The organism is Streptomyces sp. N50 (assembly GCF_033335955.1).
In the GTDB taxonomy this organism is placed as follows: Bacteria; Actinomycetota; Actinomycetes; order Streptomycetales; family Streptomycetaceae; genus Streptomyces.
This window is the reverse complement of record NZ_CP137549.1, coordinates 6,053,895-6,071,807: the sequence shown is the minus strand read 5'-3', so window position 1 is coordinate 6,071,807 and position 17,913 is coordinate 6,053,895. Positions and strand designations below refer to the sequence as shown.

General features: G+C 68.1%; 15 protein-coding genes and 1 pseudogene. 5 read left to right on the top strand and 11 right to left on the bottom strand.

Annotated elements, in window-relative coordinates; all coding sequences use genetic code 11:
• Window positions 1–275: 275 nt before the first annotated feature.
• The 7 genes and pseudogenes from R2B38_RS27480 to R2B38_RS27450 all read right to left on the bottom strand — a co-directional run bounded on the left by R2B38_RS27480 (window position 276) and on the right by R2B38_RS27450 (window position 9,721).
• Window positions 276–1,396 (bottom strand): annotated as a pseudogene (locus tag R2B38_RS27480) (ABC transporter ATP-binding protein).
• 11 nt (window positions 1,397–1,407) lie between these two features.
• Complete coding sequence (locus R2B38_RS27475; protein ID WP_033287177.1) at window positions 1,408–2,469, bottom strand: ABC transporter ATP-binding protein; 1,062 nt, start codon at window positions 2,467–2,469, stop codon at window positions 1,408–1,410.
• A gap of 8 nt (window positions 2,470–2,477) precedes the next feature.
• Window positions 2,478–3,458 carry an ABC transporter permease gene (locus R2B38_RS27470; protein WP_033287176.1) on the bottom strand — a complete coding sequence of 327 codons (981 nt, stop codon included), beginning with the start codon at window positions 3,456–3,458 and terminating at the stop codon, window positions 2,478–2,480.
• Window positions 3,459–3,552: 94 nt separating this feature from the next.
• Window positions 3,553–5,361: an ABC transporter substrate-binding protein gene (locus R2B38_RS27465; protein WP_318018646.1), complete on the bottom strand. Its 1,809-nt coding sequence runs from the start codon at window positions 5,359–5,361 to the stop codon at window positions 3,553–3,555.
• Window positions 5,362–5,481: 120 nt separating this feature from the next.
• A complete protein-coding gene (locus R2B38_RS27460; RefSeq protein WP_318018645.1) occupies window positions 5,482–6,516 on the bottom strand; it encodes an ABC transporter permease in 1,035 nt (344 codons plus the stop codon).
• A gap of 685 nt (window positions 6,517–7,201) precedes the next feature.
• On the bottom strand, window positions 7,202–9,109 hold the full coding sequence (typA, locus tag R2B38_RS27455) for a translational GTPase TypA (protein ID WP_033287173.1): 1,908 nt from the start codon (window positions 9,107–9,109) through the stop codon (window positions 7,202–7,204).
• 153 nt (window positions 9,110–9,262) lie between these two features.
• On the bottom strand, window positions 9,263–9,721 hold the full coding sequence (locus R2B38_RS27450) for a hypothetical protein (RefSeq protein WP_318018644.1): 459 nt from the start codon (window positions 9,719–9,721) through the stop codon (window positions 9,263–9,265).
• Window positions 9,722–9,751: 30 nt separating this feature from the next.
• Here R2B38_RS27450 and R2B38_RS27445 point away from each other — a divergent pair, with 30 nt between their 5' ends.
• Entirely contained in the window at window positions 9,752–9,943 is a 192-nt protein-coding gene (locus R2B38_RS27445) for a hypothetical protein (protein WP_318018643.1), read from the top strand.
• Window positions 9,944–9,953: 10 nt separating this feature from the next.
• On the opposite strand, the gene R2B38_RS27440 is transcribed toward R2B38_RS27445, so the two are convergent.
• Entirely contained in the window at window positions 9,954–12,137 is a 2,184-nt protein-coding gene (locus R2B38_RS27440) for an ABC transporter family substrate-binding protein (protein WP_318018642.1), read from the bottom strand.
• 317 nt (window positions 12,138–12,454) lie between these two features.
• Between R2B38_RS27440 and R2B38_RS27435 the strand changes: the two genes are divergently transcribed.
• The 4 genes from R2B38_RS27435 to R2B38_RS27420 are packed head-to-tail and all read left to right on the top strand — an operon-like array spanning window position 12,455 to window position 16,297.
• Entirely contained in the window at window positions 12,455–12,745 is a 291-nt protein-coding gene (locus R2B38_RS27435) for a hypothetical protein (RefSeq protein ID WP_318018641.1), read from the top strand.
• 18 nt (window positions 12,746–12,763) lie between these two features.
• Window positions 12,764–13,585 (top strand): hypothetical protein, encoded by an 822-nt coding sequence (locus tag R2B38_RS27430; protein WP_318018640.1) that lies wholly within the window; start codon window positions 12,764–12,766, stop codon window positions 13,583–13,585.
• A 1-nt stretch (window position 13,586) separates the two neighbouring features.
• Entirely contained in the window at window positions 13,587–15,530 is a 1,944-nt protein-coding gene (locus R2B38_RS27425) for a fumarate reductase/succinate dehydrogenase flavoprotein subunit (RefSeq protein ID WP_318018639.1), read from the top strand.
• Window positions 15,527–16,297, top strand: a complete 771-nt coding sequence (locus R2B38_RS27420; protein WP_318018638.1) for a succinate dehydrogenase/fumarate reductase iron-sulfur subunit — start codon at window positions 15,527–15,529, stop codon at window positions 16,295–16,297. Before R2B38_RS27425 ends, R2B38_RS27420 begins: the two co-directional genes overlap by 4 nt.
• Here the strand turns inward: R2B38_RS27420 and R2B38_RS27415 are convergent.
• The 3 genes from R2B38_RS27415 to R2B38_RS27405 are packed head-to-tail and all read right to left on the bottom strand — an operon-like array spanning window position 16,278 to window position 17,913.
• Window positions 16,278–16,583: a hypothetical protein gene (locus R2B38_RS27415; RefSeq protein ID WP_318018637.1), complete on the bottom strand. Its 306-nt coding sequence runs from the start codon at window positions 16,581–16,583 to the stop codon at window positions 16,278–16,280. The genes R2B38_RS27420 and R2B38_RS27415 overlap by 20 nt on opposite strands.
• Entirely contained in the window at window positions 16,580–17,629 is a 1,050-nt protein-coding gene (locus tag R2B38_RS27410; RefSeq protein WP_318018636.1) for a phosphotransferase family protein, read from the bottom strand. The genes R2B38_RS27415 and R2B38_RS27410 overlap by 4 nt, the downstream gene beginning before the upstream one ends.
• A complete protein-coding gene (locus R2B38_RS27405; protein WP_318018635.1) occupies window positions 17,626–17,913 on the bottom strand; it encodes a hypothetical protein in 288 nt (95 codons plus the stop codon). Before R2B38_RS27405 ends, R2B38_RS27410 begins: the two co-directional genes overlap by 4 nt.

Sequence of the window (17,913 nt, the reverse complement as noted above, 5' to 3'; positions counted from 1 at the left end):
CGGCCCGGCGTGCAGGCGAGACGCGAACGCGCACCCTCCACACCGGCCGGCAACGCAGTACAGGCACGGGCAGGCATGCCTGGCCACCCATGCCTCGGGGCCGCCCGCTCGCTTCTGAAACGGGATTGCGGGAGACGAGTCAAGGGTGGAGCGCAGCGGAATCGGCTTGCCGACGCGACCGCAGGGAGCGCCCTTTACTCGGCTCCCGCAATCCCGACACTGACAAGAAGCGGGCGGCCCAACGGTCACATCGCGGCTCCGGGTCGCAGCAACACCTAGTCCTCCAGCGACTCCTCCAGCGCGGCCAACGCCGGGTCCAGCACGATGTCCTCGTCCCGTGCCTCGATCGTCGGCTCCTCCGGGAAGTGGCAGGCCGTCAGGTGGGCGGCGCGGTTGCCCTCGATCTGGATCAGTGGCGGTTCCTCGGTCGCGCACTTGTCCTGGGCCTTCCAGCAGCGGGTGCGGAAGCGGCAGCCGGAGGGGGTGAGATCGGGGAGGGGACGTCGCCGGCGAGGCGGATGCGTTCGCGGCCGACCGTCTCGTTGTCGCTGAGGTTCACCTCGGGCACCGCGGAGAGCAGGGCGTGGGTGTACGGGTGCCGGGGGCGGGTGTAGATGGAGTCGCGGTCGCCCACCTCGATGATCTTGCCGAGGTACATGACCGCCACGCGGTGCGAGAAGTGTCGTACGACTGCGAGGTCGTGGGCGATGAACAGGAACGCGATGCCGAGTTCCTTCTGGACCTCCTGGAGCAGGTTCACCACCTGGGCCTGGATCGAGACGTCCAGGGCCGAGACCGGTTCGTCCGCCACGATCAGTTTGGGTTCGAGGGCCAACGCCCTTGCCACGCCGATGCGTTGGCGCTGGCCGCCGGAGAACTCGTGCGGGAAGCGGTTGTAGTGCTCGGGGTTGAGGCCGACGATCTCCAGGAGTTCGCGGACGCGCGCCTCGCGGCCGCCCTCCGGCTGGATGTCGTTGATCTCCATGGGACCCGAGATGATCTTCCCGACCGTCTGCCGCGGGTTCAGCGACGAGTACGGGTCCTGGAAGATCATCTGGATCTCGGAGCGGATCGGGGCCAGCTGTTTGCGGGAGGCGTGGGTGATGTCCTGGCCGCTGTAGGTGATCCGGCCCGCGCTCGGCTCCAGCAGGCGGGTGATCAGCCGGCCCGTCGTCGACTTGCCGCAGCCTGATTCACCGACCAGGCCGAAGCTCTCCCCCACGTGCACGGTCAGGTCGATGCCGTCGACGGCCTGGACGGCGCCGACCGTACGGCGGATCGGGAAGCCGCCCTTCACCGGGAAGTGCTTGGTCAGGCCCTCCACCACCAGCAACGGGTCGCCGGCGGCTTCCGGTACCGCGTCGCGCGGGGCGGGCAGGACGAGGTCCTCTGTCATGACGTCTCCTCCTAGCCCAGTCGGGGCTTGATCTCTTCGATGAAGATGCTGCGCTTCTGGTCCGCCGTGAGGTGGCAGGCCGAGGCGCGGTCGGGGGCGAGCAGCGGGCGTTCGGTGACACAGCGGGTGCCGCCGACCCGGTCCTGGAAGGTGCAGCGGGGGTGGAAGCGGCAGCCCGAGGGCGGGTTCAGGAGGGACGGCGGGGCGCCGGGGATCGGGTCCAACGGCGCGCTCAGGTCCGAGTCCAGGCGGGGCATGGAGTTCAACAGGCCCCAGGTGTAGGGGTGTTGGGGTGAGCGCAGGACCTCGTTCGTCGAGCCGCGTTCCACCGCGTTGCCCGCGTACATCACCATGATGTCGTCGGCCATGTCAGCGATCACGCCGAGGTCGTGCGTGATGAAGACGATCCCGGAGCCGAACTCCTGCTGGAGGTCCTTGAGGAGGTCGAGGATCTGGGCCTGGACGGTCACGTCCAATGCCGTGGTCGGCTCGTCGGCGATCAGCAGGTCGGGGTCGCAGACCAGTGCCATGGCGATCATCGCGCGCTGGCGCATACCGCCGGAGAACTGGTGCGGGTAGTCCTTCGCCCGTTCCTTCGGGTTGGGGATGCCGACCTTGCCCAGCATCTCCACCGCACGCGCCCAGGCGGCCTTCTTCGAGGCGCCCAGGTGCTTCATGTACGGCTCGGCGATCTGGCGGCCCACCGTGTAGTACGGGGAGAGCGCGGTCAGCGGATCCTGGAAGATCATGGCGACCTTGTTGCCGCGCAGCTTCTCCATCTCGGACTCGCGGGCCGTGGTCAACTCCTGGCCGTCCAGGAGGATTTCGCCCTCGACGGTGGTGAACATCGGGTTGTGCAGGCCGAGGATCGTCAGGTTGGTGACCGACTTGCCGGAGCCCGACTCCCCCACGATGCCCAGCGTCTTGCCGCGTGCGACGTCGAAGGAGAGACCGTCGACGGCACGGACGACGCCGTCCTCGGTCTTGAAGCTGACGTGCAGGTCCCGCACCGAGAGAAAGGCACCCGCGTCGGCCGGCGAGGGAGCTCCGGCTTCCTTGGTCAATGTGGTCACGAGTGCTCCTAGGCCAGCCGCACGCGCGGGTCGATGAAGGCGTAGCAGGCGTCGACGATGATGTTGAAGAGAAGGATCATGGTGGCGGAGAACAGCATCACGCCCAGCAGCAGCGGCAGGTCGCTGTAGAACACGGCCTGGACCGCGAGGTTGCCGAGGCCCGGCAGGCTGAAGGTGTACTCGGTGATGATGGCGCCGCCGAGCAGTGCGCCCAGGTCGATGCCGAAGATGGTGACGATGGGGATCAGCGAACCGCGCCAGGCGTAGCGGAAGAAGACGTATCTGCGGGACATGCCCTTCGCCTTGGCCGTACGGACGTGTTCCTCCTGGAGCTGTTCGATCATCGCCGAGCGCGCCATACGGGTGTACTGCGCGGCGAAGATCGTGGACAGCACCACCCAGGGGATGATCAGCCCGGTGAACCAACTGACCGGGTTCGCGGTGAAGTTGTTGTACGCCGGCTTGTCGAAGATGTGGGTCTGATAGACCAGCAGCGCCAGTGCCAGCGGGCCCAGGAAGTAGATCTGCATCGAGCTGAGAACCATCGCTCCGGCCGTGGCCGTCTTGTCGATGATCGTGCCGCGCTTCCAGGCGGCGAGCAGGCCGGTGCCGAGACCGATGAGCAGGAAGAAGAAGGCACCGCCGAGGGTGAGCGAGACCGTGGTGGGCAGCCGGTCGATGAGCGTGGCCCAGACGAGGTCGTTGGTGTGGTACGAGTACCCGAAGCACGGGGCGGGGCAGGGGCCTTGGGCGAAGCCGCTGCTGCCCATGACGAGGTTCTTCAGGAAGATCCCGTACTGCGTGCTGATCGGCTTGTCGAGGCCGAGCACGTGGTGGATGTTCGCGAGGCTGGTCGGGTTGCAGGTCTTGCCGCACATCAGCAGGCCCGGGTCGCGTGGCATCCCGAAGAACAGCAGGAACGTGACGATGCTCAGCAGGAAGAGGATGACGACGGCGCCGAGGAACCGGCGGACGAGGAAGCGCAGCATGACAGGGGCAGCTCTCTGACGTCGGCGGGCCGCCCGGCACCCGGTGCGTCGCCCCGGAGAGGGGCGGGAGCACCGGGTGCCGGACGGACGGCGGTTACTTGACGAACAGGCGACGCGGGTCGACGCCGCCGATGACGTCGTCGTAGACGAGGCCGCCGACCTTGGAACCGGCGATCTGGGTCTGCTTGTAGTACGCGGTCGGGACGAAGGCGACGAGGTCCTTCACGAGGTACTCGTCGATCTTCTCCCAGGCGGCCGCGGCCTTGACCGGGTCGGTGATCTTGTTCGCCGCGTCGATGTCGGCGTTCACCTTGGGGTCGTTGACCTGCGAGTAGTTCTGCGCACCGTCGGCGATGCCGCGTCCGTCGTAGAGCGGCGGGACGACGGTCGAGGCGGACGGCCAGTCGGCGCCCCACGCGGTGTGGAAGATGTCGTAGTTGTTGTCCAGCTTGCTGACCTGGTCGTAGTAGGTCTCGGCCGGGATCTCCTGGCGCTGGACGTTGAAGCCGGCCTTCTTCAGGCCCGCCGCCATGGCGGTGGAGTACTGCTGGCCCTCGGGGGTGTTGGTGTAGCCGAAGGTCAGCTTCATGCCGAGCTTGCCGGCCTTCTTCAGCAGCGCCTTGGCCTTCTCCGGGTCACCGGCCGGCTTCTTCTTCTTGCCGAACGGGTCGAACGCGGCGTTGTAGCCGGAGACGGTCGGGCTGATGGTGCCGCCGGCGACCTCCATCGCGTCGGTGCCGCCGAAGGCACGGAGGAACGGCGTGATGGGCAGCGCGTAGGCGATGGCCTCACGCACCGTCTTGTCCTTCATGGCCGGGTGGCTGTTGTTGATGTTCATCTGTCCCACGTACGGCTGGTAGCCGGAGACCGTGCGGGACTTCAGCTTCGGGTCCTTGAGGACGCTGGACAGGTTGCCCGCGTCGACCTGGTTGTTGAAGCTGATGCCGGTCTGGTCCGCGCCGCTGTCCGCGAGGAGCGCCTTCGTAGACGTCTCGAACTGCTGGTTGAACGTGAAGTTGAACTGGTCCACGTACTGGTGGCGGATCGGGTCCGTCTTCGGGTCCCAGTTGGTGTTCTTCACGAGCACCATCGACTTGCCGGACTTGAACGACTGGATCTTGTACGGGCCGCTCGTCACCGGCGACTTGTCGTACTTCGCCTGGGTGTCACCCTTGGCGGAGACGACGGCGTAGCCCGCCATGGCGAGCGCGTACGGCAGGTCCGAGTGCGGCGCCTTGAAGTGGAAGATGATGGTCTTCGCGTCCGGCGTCTCCAGGACGCTGCTCGGCAGGTGCTTGCCCTTGTACGGGCCGTCCGGCAGCAGCTTGCGGTAGTCGGCGCCGGAGGTGTTGGCCAGCCACTGCTGGAGGTAGGACGGGCCCTGGTTGATGAAGGGCGCGAAGAGCCGCTCGAAGGTCTGGCGGAAGTCCGCGGACGTGATCGGCGTGCCGTCGGCGAACTTGATGCCGTCCTTGAGCGTGTACTTCCAGGTCTTGCCGCCGTCCGTGGTGGTACCGGAGTCGGTGGCGAGGTCGCCGACGACCTCGTGGCCCTTGCCGTCGTTGGTCGTGGTCTTGTAGCCCGTGAGACCCCGGTGGATCAGGGTCGCGAGCGAGCCCTCGTCCGAGACGTATATCTGGGCCGGGTCGAGGTGGGCGTAGCTGTCACGCTGGAGCACCTCCATCGTGCCGCCCGACTTGGCACCCGGTACGGCCGCGGCCGGTCCGGTGGAGTCCGCGGTGTCGCCGAACTTGATCGACTTCTGCTGTCTTGCCGCGTTCTCCTTGTCCTGCTTGTTGTTGTCGCTCGCGTCGCTGCCGCCCTTGCTGCAACCGGTGAGCACAAGAGCCCCGGCCGCGAGCACGGAGAGCGCGGCGTATACGTGGCGTCCGCCCCTACTCATCACTCAGTTTCCACCCATCTGTGTGTCACCAGTGCACAAAGGAATTCCCGTGCTGGATCGCCGTGCTGGATTGCTGTGTTGCCGTGCGGTAGCCGGGCGCGAACGCCCGCCAACGGACGGTCAGCGTGCCGTCTTGGGATCGAAGGCGTCCCTGACCGAGTCCCCGAGCAGGTTGAAGGCCACGATGAAGATGATCATCGAGATACCCGGGAAGAACATGTAGGTGATGTCGTTCGACATCACGAGTTCGGTGGACGCCTTGGAGAACATCTGTCCCCAGTCCGGCGTCGGTTCGACGATGCCCACGCCCAGGTAGGACAGGCCGGCCTCGGCGGTCACGAAGCCGGGAAGCATGTACGTGGACTGCACGAGGATCGGCGTGACCACGTTCGGCAGGATCTCTCTGCTGATGATCCGCCAGGACGAGGCTCCGCTGACCCGGGCCGCCTCGATGAACTCCCGTTCGCGCAGGGCCAGACTGGTGCCGCGCAGGATGCGGGCGAGGCTCATCCAGCCCAGGAACCACTGCACCGCGATGAGCGCCACGACACGGACGTAGGTCGGCGTCTCGTCGGTCGGGCTCACGAAGAGGGAGACCACGACGGGCATGCTCGCGATGAAGAACAGCTGGGCGGGGAAGGCCAGCAGGAAGTCGATGACCCGGCTGATGAAGTAGTCGGACTTGCCGCCGAGGAAGCCGGCCGCGACGCCGAGCAGGATGCCGGTGAGAACGGTCGCGACCGTCACGCAGACGGAGATCATCAGCGAGGTGCGGATGCCGTAGAGGAGCTTGGTGAACACGTCGTAGCCGTTGCCCGGTTCGAGGCCGAACCAGAACTGGCTGCTGATCCCGCCGTTGGGCTGCAGCGGGACGCCCGCGCTGTCGAAGAGCTCGGGGCGTTCGTCCGCGTACACGGTGTACGGGTCCTTGCCGTACAGCTTGGAGATCAGTGGTGCGAGGAGCCCGACGAGGAAGAAGAAGGCCACGACGTAGGCCGAGATCACGCCGGTGCGGTCGCGCTTGAAGCGGATCCACATCAGCTGGCCGGGCGACCGGCCCTCCATCTTCTTGGCCTCGGGTTCCGCCTGCGGCCCTGGTTCGCCGTCGACGACGACCGAGGTTCCGCCGCCCTCAATGTCGATAGGACTTGTCACTGTTCGCCCATTTCACAGGTGTGGGTGTGCCGAGCGGGCGACCGGCGCAGGATGTGCGCGATCACCGTTCGGAGCTAGGAAAGAGGTCCGGAGCGTCCCGGTGCGGCGGGAGATCCCGCAGCCGGACGCGCGTAGTTGAACGGCGGCACTAGACCGCCGGCCGACTCCTCAGAGCCAATCTCCGTATGGGCGGGCGAAGTTGCTACTGACGGACGGCGTGTCCCACCTGGCGTTCGTGACACCACGCATGGGGCTCCTCCTCATGACTCCACGTGTTCACCAACAGGAGGGGGTTCACGTCTTTCCCCCGCCACCCCTGGCGGAGGGTCAGACACCCCCTGGTGCTCGCGAGTCGGCGCCGTCCCCACGGCGCGATGACCCATTGACCCGAGCGCTACGCGGCTAACTATCTGCCATGCGCCAGGTGCCGACCACTGTCTTTAAATCTCAATTCAGTCACAGCTCGCGCGTACATCTTCCAAAACATGGACAAACTGTTCGATGCGAGAAGGCCACGAAACGGACTTGTTACATGGGTATCGGGCGAGGATCTCCGCATTACGGACAGACCGCCTCGGGAAACGGGGCTTAATTCGGTTGCAAAAAGCCCGGGCACCCCCAAGATGGGGGCACCCGGGCTCAGTTGGCCGGTAACAGCGCCTGGAACGGCCTGCGATCGTATGCGTCAGCCGTGCTTGGCGCGGCTCGCGGAGCGGCCGCGCTCCTTCTGGTCGAGGACGACCTTGCGGATGCGAACGGCCTCCGGGGTCACCTCGACGCACTCGTCGTCGCGGCAGAACTCCAGGGACTGCTCCAGGGAGAGCTTGCGCGGCGGCACGATCGCCTCGAACGAGTCGGCGGCGGCCGAGCGCATGTTGGTGAGCTTCTTCTCCTTGGTGATGTTCACGTCCATGTCGTCGGCGCGCGAGTTCTCGCCGACGATCATGCCCTCGTACACCTCGGTGCCGGGGTCGGTGAACAGCACACCGCGCTCCTGGAGGTTCGTCATCGCGAACGCGGTGACGGCACCGGCGCGGTCGGCGACCAGCGAGCCGTTGTTACGGGTCGTCAGCACGCCGAACCACGGCTCGTGGCCCTCGTGGATGGAGTGGGCGATGCCCGTGCCGCGCGTCCCGGTCAGGAACTCGGTACGGAAGCCGATGAGACCGCGGGACGGGACGACGAACTCCAGGCGGACCCAGCCCGAGCCGTGGTTGGACATGTTGTCCATCCGGCCCTTGCGGACACCCATGAGCTGCGTGACCGCGCCCATGTGCTCCTCGGGCACGTCGATCGTCATGCGCTCGACGGGCTCGTACGTCTTGCCCTCGACCTGCTGGGTGACGACCTGCGGCTTGCCGATGGTCAGCTCGAAGCCCTCGCGGCGCATCTGCTCGACCAGGATGGCCAGCGCCAGCTCACCGCGGCCCTGCACCTCCCAGGCGTCGGGACGCTCGGTGTCGAGGACGCGCAGCGAGACGTTACCGATCAGCTCGCGGTCCAGGCGGTCCTTGACCTGGCGGGCGGTGACCTTGCGGTCCTTGACGGCCGCCTTCGCGGTGGCGCCCTTGCCGGTGCCGCCGCGGCCGACCAGCGGCGAGGTGTTCGTACCGATGGTCATGGAGATCGCCGGCTCGTCGACCGTGATGAGCGGCAGCGCGATCGGGTTCTCGGGGTCGGCGAGGGTCTCGCCGATCATGATGTCCGGGATGCCGGCCACGGCGCAGATGTCACCGGGGCCCGCCATCTCGGCCGGCTTGCGGGTGAGCGCCTCGGTCATCAGCAGCTCGGTGATGCGCACGTTGGACATCGTGCCGTCGCGCTTGATCCACGTGACGGTCTGGCCCTTGCGCAGCTCGCCCTGCTCGACGCGGAGCAGCGCGATACGGCCGAGGAAGTTGTCCGCGTCCAGGTTGGTGACGTGCGCCTGGAGGGGGGCGGCCTCGTCGAACTGCGGGGCCGGGACGTGCGACAGGATCGTGGAGAAGAAGGGCTCCAGGTTGTCGCTGTCCTGCGGGACGGTGCCGTTCTCGGGCTTGGTCAGCGAGGCCACGCCGTCACGCGCACACGCGTAGACGATGGGGAACTCGATCTGCTCCTCGTCCGCGTCCAGGTCCAGGAACAGGTCGTACGTCTCGTTGACGACCTCGTCGATCCGGGAGTCCGGGCGGTCCGTCTTGTTGATGCACAGGATGACGGGCAGGCGCTGCTGGAGCGCCTTGCGCAGCACGAAGCGGGTCTGGGGCAGCGGGCCCTCGGACGCGTCGACGAGCAGCACCACCGCGTCCACCATCGACAGACCGCGCTCGACCTCGCCACCGAAGTCGGCGTGGCCCGGGGTGTCGATGATGTTGATGGTGATGACGTCGCCGCCATCCTTCGGGTGGTACTTCACGGCCGTGTTCTTGGCCAGGATCGTGATGCCCTTCTCACGTTCCAGATCGTTCGAGTCCATCATTCGGTCGTCGAGCGATTCGGCGGCGTGCGCGGCGAAGGCACCGGCCTGCTTCAGCATGGCGTCGACGAGGGTCGTCTTCCCGTGGTCGACGTGGGCGACGATGGCGACGTTGCGGATGTCGTGGCGCGTGGCCATATTGCGGCGAACTCCCGGAGAGTGAGGAAGGCCTGCGCGTACGTCTGTGTTACGCGGACCCTGCCGGGCTGGACACGCCACGGCCTTACCCCATCGTACGTGGCGTACGGGGACGGGGCCTCCGCAGGGCCTTACGGGTGGCGGTGGGAGCGGTCAGACGCCGGTCACGGCAAGGGATCCGGCGGGGCACAGCTTCACGGCGGCGACCTTGGCCGGAACGCCCTCGGAGGGTTCGGAGCAGGGCAGGAACCCGCCGCCGTAGGTGTCCCAGGTGCGCACGTGGCCGTGCGCCGGTGGGTTCAGTCCGCAGCGGTAAGTGAAGTCGGCCTCAATCAGGTCGACCGACTCCCAGGTGTAGTAGAGCTGCCGGGGTTCCCCGAGCTCGTCGAAGAAGTCCGTCTCCTCGTCCCCGGCCGTTTCGGACGGCCCGGCGAGCGGGTCCTCCGTGTCGAGGTGGGCGCCCAGCGCCTCGATCACGCGGGCGGGGCCGACGCCTTGGGGCGCGTGGGTCACGGTCGGGCGGTAGACGGTGCCGGAGACGGGCTTGATGACGCCCTGGTACCCGCCGTCGGTGTAGGTGATCCGGTCGGGCAGCCCGGTCAGCCGTTCCACGTGCCGGATAGCGGACCAGGTGTAGGTCCCGTGCGTACAGATCGTGGCCGCCCCGGCGGCGGACCGCCCGTCATCGGTGGCTACGGCTCCGCAGCCGGCCGTGCCCAGCATCACCATCACGGCCACCGCCGCGCCCCGACCCCGCACAACCCACCCCCGTACGACGACCGCCGCCCCGCGATCAGCTGCGGGACGGCGGCCGTGCTCGTCATGTGCGGGTGATGCTAATCCCTCAGTCCTTGGTCGGGCTCGCAGAGGGGTGCGCGCCCTTCTTCAGGAAGCCCATGTCCTCGTAGACCGGGGTCTGGAAGCCGAAGGAGCCGGCGTTGACGACGGTTTTGCGGGCGGCCGTGAGCTGGGGGCGCTGGTAGAGGGGGATCGAGCCGGCCGCCGCCCAGATGCGGGCGTCGGCCTTGCGGACCAGGGCGGCGGACTCGTCCTGGTCGAGGGTCGAGGCGGCCTGGTCGAAGAGCTGGTCGACCTGGTCGGTGCCGACGCGGGTGTAGTTCTGCTCGACGTTCAGCGAACCGTCAGCCGCCGGGACCGGCTTGGCGAAGATCGGGCGGGCGTCGGTGGCCGGGTAGGCGGACGCGGGCCAGGAGTAGAGGGCGAGGTCGTACTGGCCGGACGCGATGTGGTCCTTGAAGTAGCTGTCGTCGGAGACCTTGGTGATCTCCGTGCGGATGCCGACCTTCTCCAGCATCCGGGAGATGCTGTCGGCGACCGCGCCCAGCGACTCCGAACCGGTGCCGGACGGGAGCACGAAGCGGAGGGTGAGCGGCTTGCCGTCCTTGGCGAGCGGCCCGGTCTTCGCGCCGGCCGGGGCGGCCGTGCCCTTGGGGGCGTACGCGCCGGGCGCACCGCCCTGCTTCACCTTGCGGCCGTCGTACTGCTTGCCGTCGGCGAGGTGCTTGGACCCCTCGTCCCCGTGCCCGGATGCCTTGTCGTGCTTCTTGGTGTGGTCCTGCGGGTCCTTGTTGTCCTCGCCGACGATGTACTGCCCGTCGGAACCGCCCTCGGACTCGGCCTCGTCGTCGGACTTCTTGCCCTTCTTGCCCTCGGAACCGGCCGCCTTCTCGCCCTTGTCCTTGAGCGGTCCGCCGGGCACCCAGCCCGCGTCGGCGAGCAGCGCCTGCGCCTCCGCGGTGTCGTGGTCGCCGAGCGCGCCGCTGTTGTCGGCGTACGCGGCCTGGCCGGAGAGCGCGAGGTGACTGCCGACCGGCACGGCGGGCAGACCGAGCGGCTTGAGGACGACCTTCGCCAGCTCGGTGCGGTCGAGCGCGCGGGCCACCGCACGCCGGACGCGCTCGTCGCGGAGGGGGCCTTCGGAGCCGTTCAGCGCGAGCTGCGTGTACGCGGGCTCAAGGGAGCGGCGGACGGTGAAGGCGCGCAACTCGTCCTGCTGGCGCAGGTACTTGGCGAGCGCCTTGCGCTCCTTCTTGCTGAGCTTCTTCTTCTGCCGGCTCTCGTTCTTGTTCTCGTCCTTGGCCGCGGAGCTCGAACTCGCTCCCTGGAGCGGGGTGTTCGTGCCCTTGGCCCGGCCCGCGAGGACGATCCGGCTCGCGTCGGCGGGGTCGATCTCGGCCAGGTCGACCGTGCCGTCGGCGAGCGCGGCGGCCCGCTTGTCGAGCGGTACGGCGTGCAGCACGATCTCGGAGAGCTTCGCGGGCCGGCCCCACCAGTGCGGGTTGCGCGCGAGGACGATCTCCTTGTCCTTGCGGTCGACCTTCTGCAGACCGAACGCCCCGGCGGTGACCTTCAGCTTGCGGCGCGCGCCATCGTTGAAGGCGTCCGGGGTGCCCATGACGTCCTTGGGGTACAGCGGCGAGAACAGCGCCTTCCAGTCGGCGTACGGCCTGCTGAAGGTGACCTTGACCTCGAGGTTGTTGGCGCCGCGCTCGATCTTCTCGATACGGTCGTAACCGGCGTTGCGCGCGGTCCAGTACGCGGAGTCCTTGCCGGACAGGGCGCGCCACTGGGCGGCGAAGTCGGCGGCGCCGATCTCGCGGCCGTCGCTCCACACGGCCTGCTGGTCCAGCTTGTAGAGGACGACCTGCTTGGGCTCGGTGTCGACGACCTTCGCGGACTCCAGGAAGTCGGCGTCACGCTGCGGGCGTCCCTGCGCGTCGAGCCGGAACATCGCGGGCAGCACGGCCTGCGCGACCCGGGTGGTGGCGTCGTCGGCGTCCGACTGGAAGGTGTTGAGGGTCTCCGGTACGTCGTCGACGGCCCAGTTCAGGGTGCCGCCGTCGGCGACCAGGTCACGGCCGACCGGCGCGATGTCCTGCCCGGCCAGCGGCTTGCCCGATTCGTCCTCGGAACTGCACGCCGCGAGGGTGGTCACCGCGAGCGCGCCCGCGGTGAGGAAGGCGACCGAGCGCATGACCGCGCGCAGTCTGACGCCGTCGTGGGACATCACTGCTACCTCCGGTAAGCCGCGGGACTTCTGATCACTTATGGGCGTATATGGAGCTGATCAGATCTTTGCGGCCACTGAAGAGGAAACGGTTCGGCCATGAAGGGCGACACGGCGAGGGGCGCCGGGAAGCCCACCCGTGCGGCGCAATGCGAACCCGCCCGTGCGGCGCAATGGTCGAATCTGCCCCCGTACACACCAACGCACCCCGGCCAATCCGTGCACACCGCTTCCCACCGGTAGGTGTGGCGCGCAACACTCGCAGGCGCATGAACGTTGCCGTCCAGGGTCGACACCCGCGGAAGCGAGGTCACGTCATGTCCGTGCACGACGAACTGACGTCAGTCCAGCGCTGTCTCGAAGACCTCTTCAGGTCGGTGGGACGGCTGGAACAGCAATTCGGCAGCGGCGGCCTGGAAATGCGCAGGGTCAAGGCCGACGCCGACCGGCTGCGCGAGAGCGTCGCGCTGCTGCGCGACGCCGCACCAGGGATCGAGCGCCCCCGGCGCCCCGATCTCGTCCCCATCTCCGACACCCCCTACGACAACACCCTGTGGACGGATACGGACGACGAAGGACTCGGCGCCCATCACCGCCACGCACCCTGAACCGACCGGAGTCCTGACTTGGCCACTGGTACGGAACCCCAACCGAAGAGCGGCGGCGTCCACACCGGGACGCGCGCCGCGATCGACGCCCCGCATCTGCGGACCGACCGCTGGTGGCTGGCCCCGGCCGTCACCGCCGCCGGACTGCTGGCCTTCGTCGTCTACTCGACCTGGCGGGCCTTCGCGGACTCGAACTACTACGCGGCGCCCTATGTCTCGCCGTTCTACTCGCCCTGTCTGGCCGACCGGTGCAGAACCATGCACGCCGGCCCGAACGCCGACCTCTTCGGGAGCTGGTGGGGCATCTCCCCCGCCATCATCATCCTGATCTTCCCGCTCGGCTTCCGCCTGACCTGCTACTACTACCGCAAGGCCTACTACCGGGGCTTCTGGGCCTCGCCCCCGGCCTGCGCGGTGGCCGAGCCGCACAAGAAGTACAGCGGCGAGACCCGCTTCCCGCTCATCCTCCAGAACGTCCACCGGTACTTCTTCTACGCGGCGCTCCTGGTGGCGGGCACGTTGACGTACGACACCGTGCTGACCTTCCGCGACGAGCACTACCACTGGGGCCACATGGGCCTGGGCACCCTCGTCTTCGTGGCCAACATCGTGCTGATCTGGGCGTACACCCTGTCCTGCCACTCCTGCCGGCACATCGTCGGCGGCAAGCTCAAGCACTTCTCCAGGCATCCCGTGCGCTACAAGGCGTGGAAGTTCGTCGGGAAGCTGAACAACCGTCACATGCAGCTGGCCTGGGCGTCGTTGATCAGCGTCGCGGCTGCCGACTTCTACGTGTACCTGGTCGCCTCCGGCGCTTTCAACGATCCGAGGTTCTTCTGATATGTCCGTGGTCGAGCGACAGGAGTGGGACGTCGTCGTGGTCGGTGCCGGTGGCGCCGGTCTGCGGGCCGCCATCGAGGCGCGCGAGCGCGGTGCCCGTACGGCGGTGATCTGCAAGTCGCTGTTCGGCAAGGCCCATACGGTGATGGCCGAGGGCGGCATCGCGGCGGCGATGGCCAACGTCAACGAGCACGACAACTGGCAGGTCCACTTCCGCGACACCCTGCGCGGCGGCAAGTTCCTCAACCAGTGGCGCATGTCCGAGCTGCACGCGAAGGAAGCACCGGACCGGGTATGGGAGTTGGAGACCTGGGGCGCCCTCTTCGACCGCACGAAGGACGGCAGGATCTCCCAGCGGAACTTCGGCGGCCACGAGTACCCGCGCCTCGCCCACGTCGGCGACCGCACGGGACTTGAGCTGATCCGCACGCTCCAGCAGAAGATCGTGTCGCTCCAGCAGGAGGACTTCAAGGAGACCGGCGACTACGAGTCCCGTCTGAAGGTCTATCAGGAGTGCACGGTCACAAGGGTGTTGAAAGACGGCAGCCGGGTTTCAGGCGTCTTCGCCTACGAGCGCGAGACCGGCCGCTTCATGGTCCTCGAAGCACCTTCCGTGGTGATCGCGACGGGCGGGATCGGTAAGTCCTTCAAGGTGACGTCGAATTCGTGGGAGTACACGGGCGACGGGCACGCACTGGCGCTGCTCGCCGGGGCGCCGTTGCTGAACATGGAGTTCGTGCAGTTCCACCCGACCGGCATGGTCTGGCCGCCGTCCGTGAAGGGCATCCTCGTCACCGAGTCGGTGCGCGGCGACGGCGGGGTGCTGCGCAACTCGGATGGCAAACGCTTCATGTTCGACTACATCCCCGACGTCTTCAAGGAGAAGTACGCCGAGTCGGAGGCCGAGGGCGACCGCTGGTACGAGGACCCCGACACCAACCGCCGTCCCCCCGAACTGCTCCCCCGCGACGAGGTCGCCCGGGCCATCAACTCCGAGGTGAAGGCGGGCCGCGGCTCACCGCACGGCGGGGTCTTCCTGGACGTGTCGACGCGGATGCCGGCGGAGGTCATCCGGCGCCGACTCCCGTCCATGTACCACCAGTTCAAGGAGTTGGCCGACGTCGACATCACCGCCGAGGCGATGGAGGTCGGGCCGACCTGTCACTACGTGATGGGCGGCATCGCGGTCGACTCGGACACCGCGGCGGCACGCGGAGTGGAGGGCCTGTTCGCGGCCGGTGAGGTGGCCGGCGGCATGCACGGCTCCAACCGGCTGGGCGGCAACTCCCTGTCCGACCTGCTGGTGTTCGGCCGCCGGGCGGGCTGGCACGCGGCGGACCACGCGGCCGACCTGGCGGACAGCCGCCCTCTCGTGGACGACACCGAGGTCGACCTGGCGGCGGCGGAGGCGCTGCGCCCGTTCTCGGCGGAGGGCCCGGAACCCGGGCAGGAGAACGGCCGCCCGCCCGAGAACCCGTACACCCTCCACCAGGAACTCCAGCAGACCATGAACGACCTCGTCGGCATCATCCGCCGCGAGGGCGAGATGGAACAGGCGCTGGAGAAGCTCGCCGATCTTCGAGTACGGGCCCGCCGTGCGGGAGTCGAGGGCCACCGGCAGTTCAATCCAGGCTGGCATCTCGCGCTGGACCTGCGGAACATGCTGCTGGTCAGCGAGTGCGTGGCCCGGGCCGCGCTGGAGCGCACCGAGTCGCGCGGCGGACACACCCGCGAGGACCACCCCGGCATGAACCGCGACTGGCGCCGCATCAACCTGATCTGCCAACTGACCCACCCCAACGGCGGGTTGGCGGCCGCGGACCCCGTGTCCGGCCAGATCAGCCTGACCCGCGAGACGACCGAACCCATCCGCGCCGACCTGCTCGCCCTCTTCGAGAAGGAAGAGCTGGTCAAGTACCTCGCCGAAGAGGAGCTCTACGAGTGAGCAGCTACGAGGCCCGCTTCAAGGTGTGGCGGGGGGACGTCGAGGGCGGCGGCCTGGAGGACTACAAGGTCGAGGTCAACGACGGCGAGGTGATCCTCGACATCATCCACCGCATCCAGGCCACCCAGGCCTCCGACCTCGCCGTGCGCTGGAACTGCAAGGCGGGCAAATGCGGTTCGTGCTCGGCGGAGATCAACGGCCGCCCCCGGCTGATGTGCATGACCCGCATGTCGACGTTCACCCGCGAGGAGACGATCACCGTCACACCGCTGCGCGCCTTCCCCGTCGTCCGCGACCTCGTCACGGACGTCGGCTTCAACTACCAGAAGGCCAGGGAGGTTCCGGCGTTCGTCCCGCCGGAGGGCGTGGGTCTCGGCGAGTACCGGATGATGCAGGAGGACGTCGACCGCTCGCAGGAGTTCCGCAAGTGCATCGAGTGCTTCCTGTGCCAGGACACCTGCCATGTCGTGCGCGACCACGAGGAGAACAAGACGGCGTTCGCCGGTCCCCGATTCCTCATGCGGGTCGCGGAGTTGGACATGCATCCGCTGGACGCGGCGGCCGAGAGCGGCCTCGACCGCAAGAAGACCGCCCAGGACGAACACGGCCTCGGCTACTGCAACATCACCAAGTGCTGCACCGAGGTCTGCCCCGAGGGCATCCACATCACGGACAACGCGCTGATCCCCTTGAAGGAAAGGGCAGTTGACCGCAAGTACGACCCGCTGGTGTGGCTGGGGTCGAAGATCAGGAGGCGTTCTTCCTAGGCTTCGCGGGCCTCGCGGCGACCTGCTGGACGACGATCCCGGCGATCGCGACGCACGTGCCGGCCACCGCGAGGGGTCCGAGCGAGTCGGGGCTCGAGTAGGGGCCGAAGTAGATCAGCCCGGCCAGGCCCGCGGCACTGACCAGGATGCCGTAGCCCCACAACCGGGGGCGCGCGATGCGGTTCCGGCGGACGAGCGGGGTCCAGCCGCGCGTGATCGCCCCGGCGCCGACACCGGCGAGAACGGCTATCAGCAGCACTGCCATGCCCACTCCGGCGCCGCTCATGTCCGCTCCACGAAGGACAGCGCCTGCCGGAGGTTGTGTTCCGCGATGCCGCGCATGAACTCCGGGTCGTGGAAGTCCCCGACGTCCAGGAGGCGTAGGGGGCCCGCCACGAGGGAGAGGTGCATCGCCAGGCGGTAGAGGCGCAGGCGGTCGGCGTCGAGGCCGTCGGTGTCTTCGGCGCCGTCGGTCTCTTCGGTGTCTTCGGCGCCGTCGGTGTCTTCGGTGCGCAGGGCGTCGTAGTGGGGGCCGAAGCGCAGGTGGAGGAAGGCGTGTTCCCACTCGGCGTCGAAGTACATCAGGCCCTCGATGTCGATGAGGGCGAGGTCGCCGTCCGGGGTCACGCGGACGTGGTCGGGGCCGAGTTCGCCGTGGATGAGGGTGGGGGGTCCGGTGCGGGGTCGGACTTGGGAGGCCAACGTCCGTAGCGCATCGGACAGTTGGGGGTGGGCGGCTGCTGCTCGTGGGTCGCGTGCCGGTAGTTCGTCGAGGTCGCTCAGGGCTCGTTCGGCTACGACCGCCTCGCACGAACCGCCGTACGAGGAACCGCCGTTGTCCACGACCGCGACCTTCCCGAAGCGCGGGCCCGTGCACGCGTGCAGGGTGTCGAGCAGGGCCGCCGTCCGCTTCAGCGCCTCTGTCTTTGATACGGCGGGCAGGTCGCCGTCCAGCAGGTCCTCCAGGGTGCCGCCCGGGAGGTCCTCGACGATCGCCACGTCCGCCGGGAGGTGGGTGTGCGTGGGGTCGGCGTGGAGGAGTCGGGGGGCGCGGACGCCGGCTGCGGCGAGGCGGTCGGCCGCGGCGGTGAACAGGTCGAGCCCGGAGGCGTGGGAGAAGGGGTCGCGGGGGTCGCCGGGGCCCACGTCCCAGAGGTCCTCGTCCGGGGACCAGACGTAGGCCACGGCGGTCGAACGGTCCGGGAAGGCGAGGCGGTAGACGCCCTTCTTCGAACCGCCCCGGAGTCGGGTCACGTCGTTCAGGGTGTGGCCGAGGGCGCGGGCGAACGGGGCCAGGTCGGTGGGGGTGAGGGTCTTACGGATGGCCTTCACAGGGCTGCGGGGCGGCGGGCGCGGGACTGGAGCAGGAAGCCGAGGAGCAGCAGGGCGAAGCCCAACGGGCCGAAGAAGTCGATGAGTTGCTCTGCGGGTGCCAGCACGCTCAGGGACATCTCCGTCGTCAGACCCACGGCCGACAGCAGTCCGCCGTATCCCCACAACTTCGGCCGTACGACAGCGACCCGCAGCTTCGGTGGCAGCCAGCCGGTCGTCAGCGCGATCGCTCCGGGTACCGCCAGCAGCGCACAGGCCAGCGCGCCAAGTGCCGTCCACATCAT

Excerpts from the sequence above, each read along its gene's own strand:
- R2B38_RS27465 (WP_318018646.1), bottom strand. The coding sequence starts at position 5,361 with ATGAGTAGGGGCGGACGCCACGTATACGCCGCGCTCTCCGTGCTCGCG.
- typA (WP_033287173.1), bottom strand. The coding sequence starts at position 9,109 with ATGGCCACGCGCCACGACATCCGCAACGTCGCCATCGTCGCCCACGTC.
- R2B38_RS27440 (WP_318018642.1), bottom strand. The coding sequence starts at position 12,137 with ATGTCCCACGACGGCGTCAGACTGCGCGCGGTCATGCGCTCGGTCGCC.
- R2B38_RS27415 (WP_318018637.1), bottom strand. The coding sequence starts at position 16,583 with ATGAGCGGCGCCGGAGTGGGCATGGCAGTGCTGCTGATAGCCGTTCTC.
- R2B38_RS27470 (WP_033287176.1), bottom strand. The coding sequence starts at position 3,458 with ATGCTGCGCTTCCTCGTCCGCCGGTTCCTCGGCGCCGTCGTCATCCTC.
- R2B38_RS27435 (WP_318018641.1), top strand. The coding sequence starts at position 12,455 with ATGTCCGTGCACGACGAACTGACGTCAGTCCAGCGCTGTCTCGAAGAC.
- R2B38_RS27425 (WP_318018639.1), top strand. The coding sequence starts at position 13,587 with ATGTCCGTGGTCGAGCGACAGGAGTGGGACGTCGTCGTGGTCGGTGCC.
- R2B38_RS27405 (WP_318018635.1), bottom strand. The coding sequence starts at position 17,913 with ATGATGTGGACGGCACTTGGCGCGCTGGCCTGTGCGCTGCTGGCGGTA.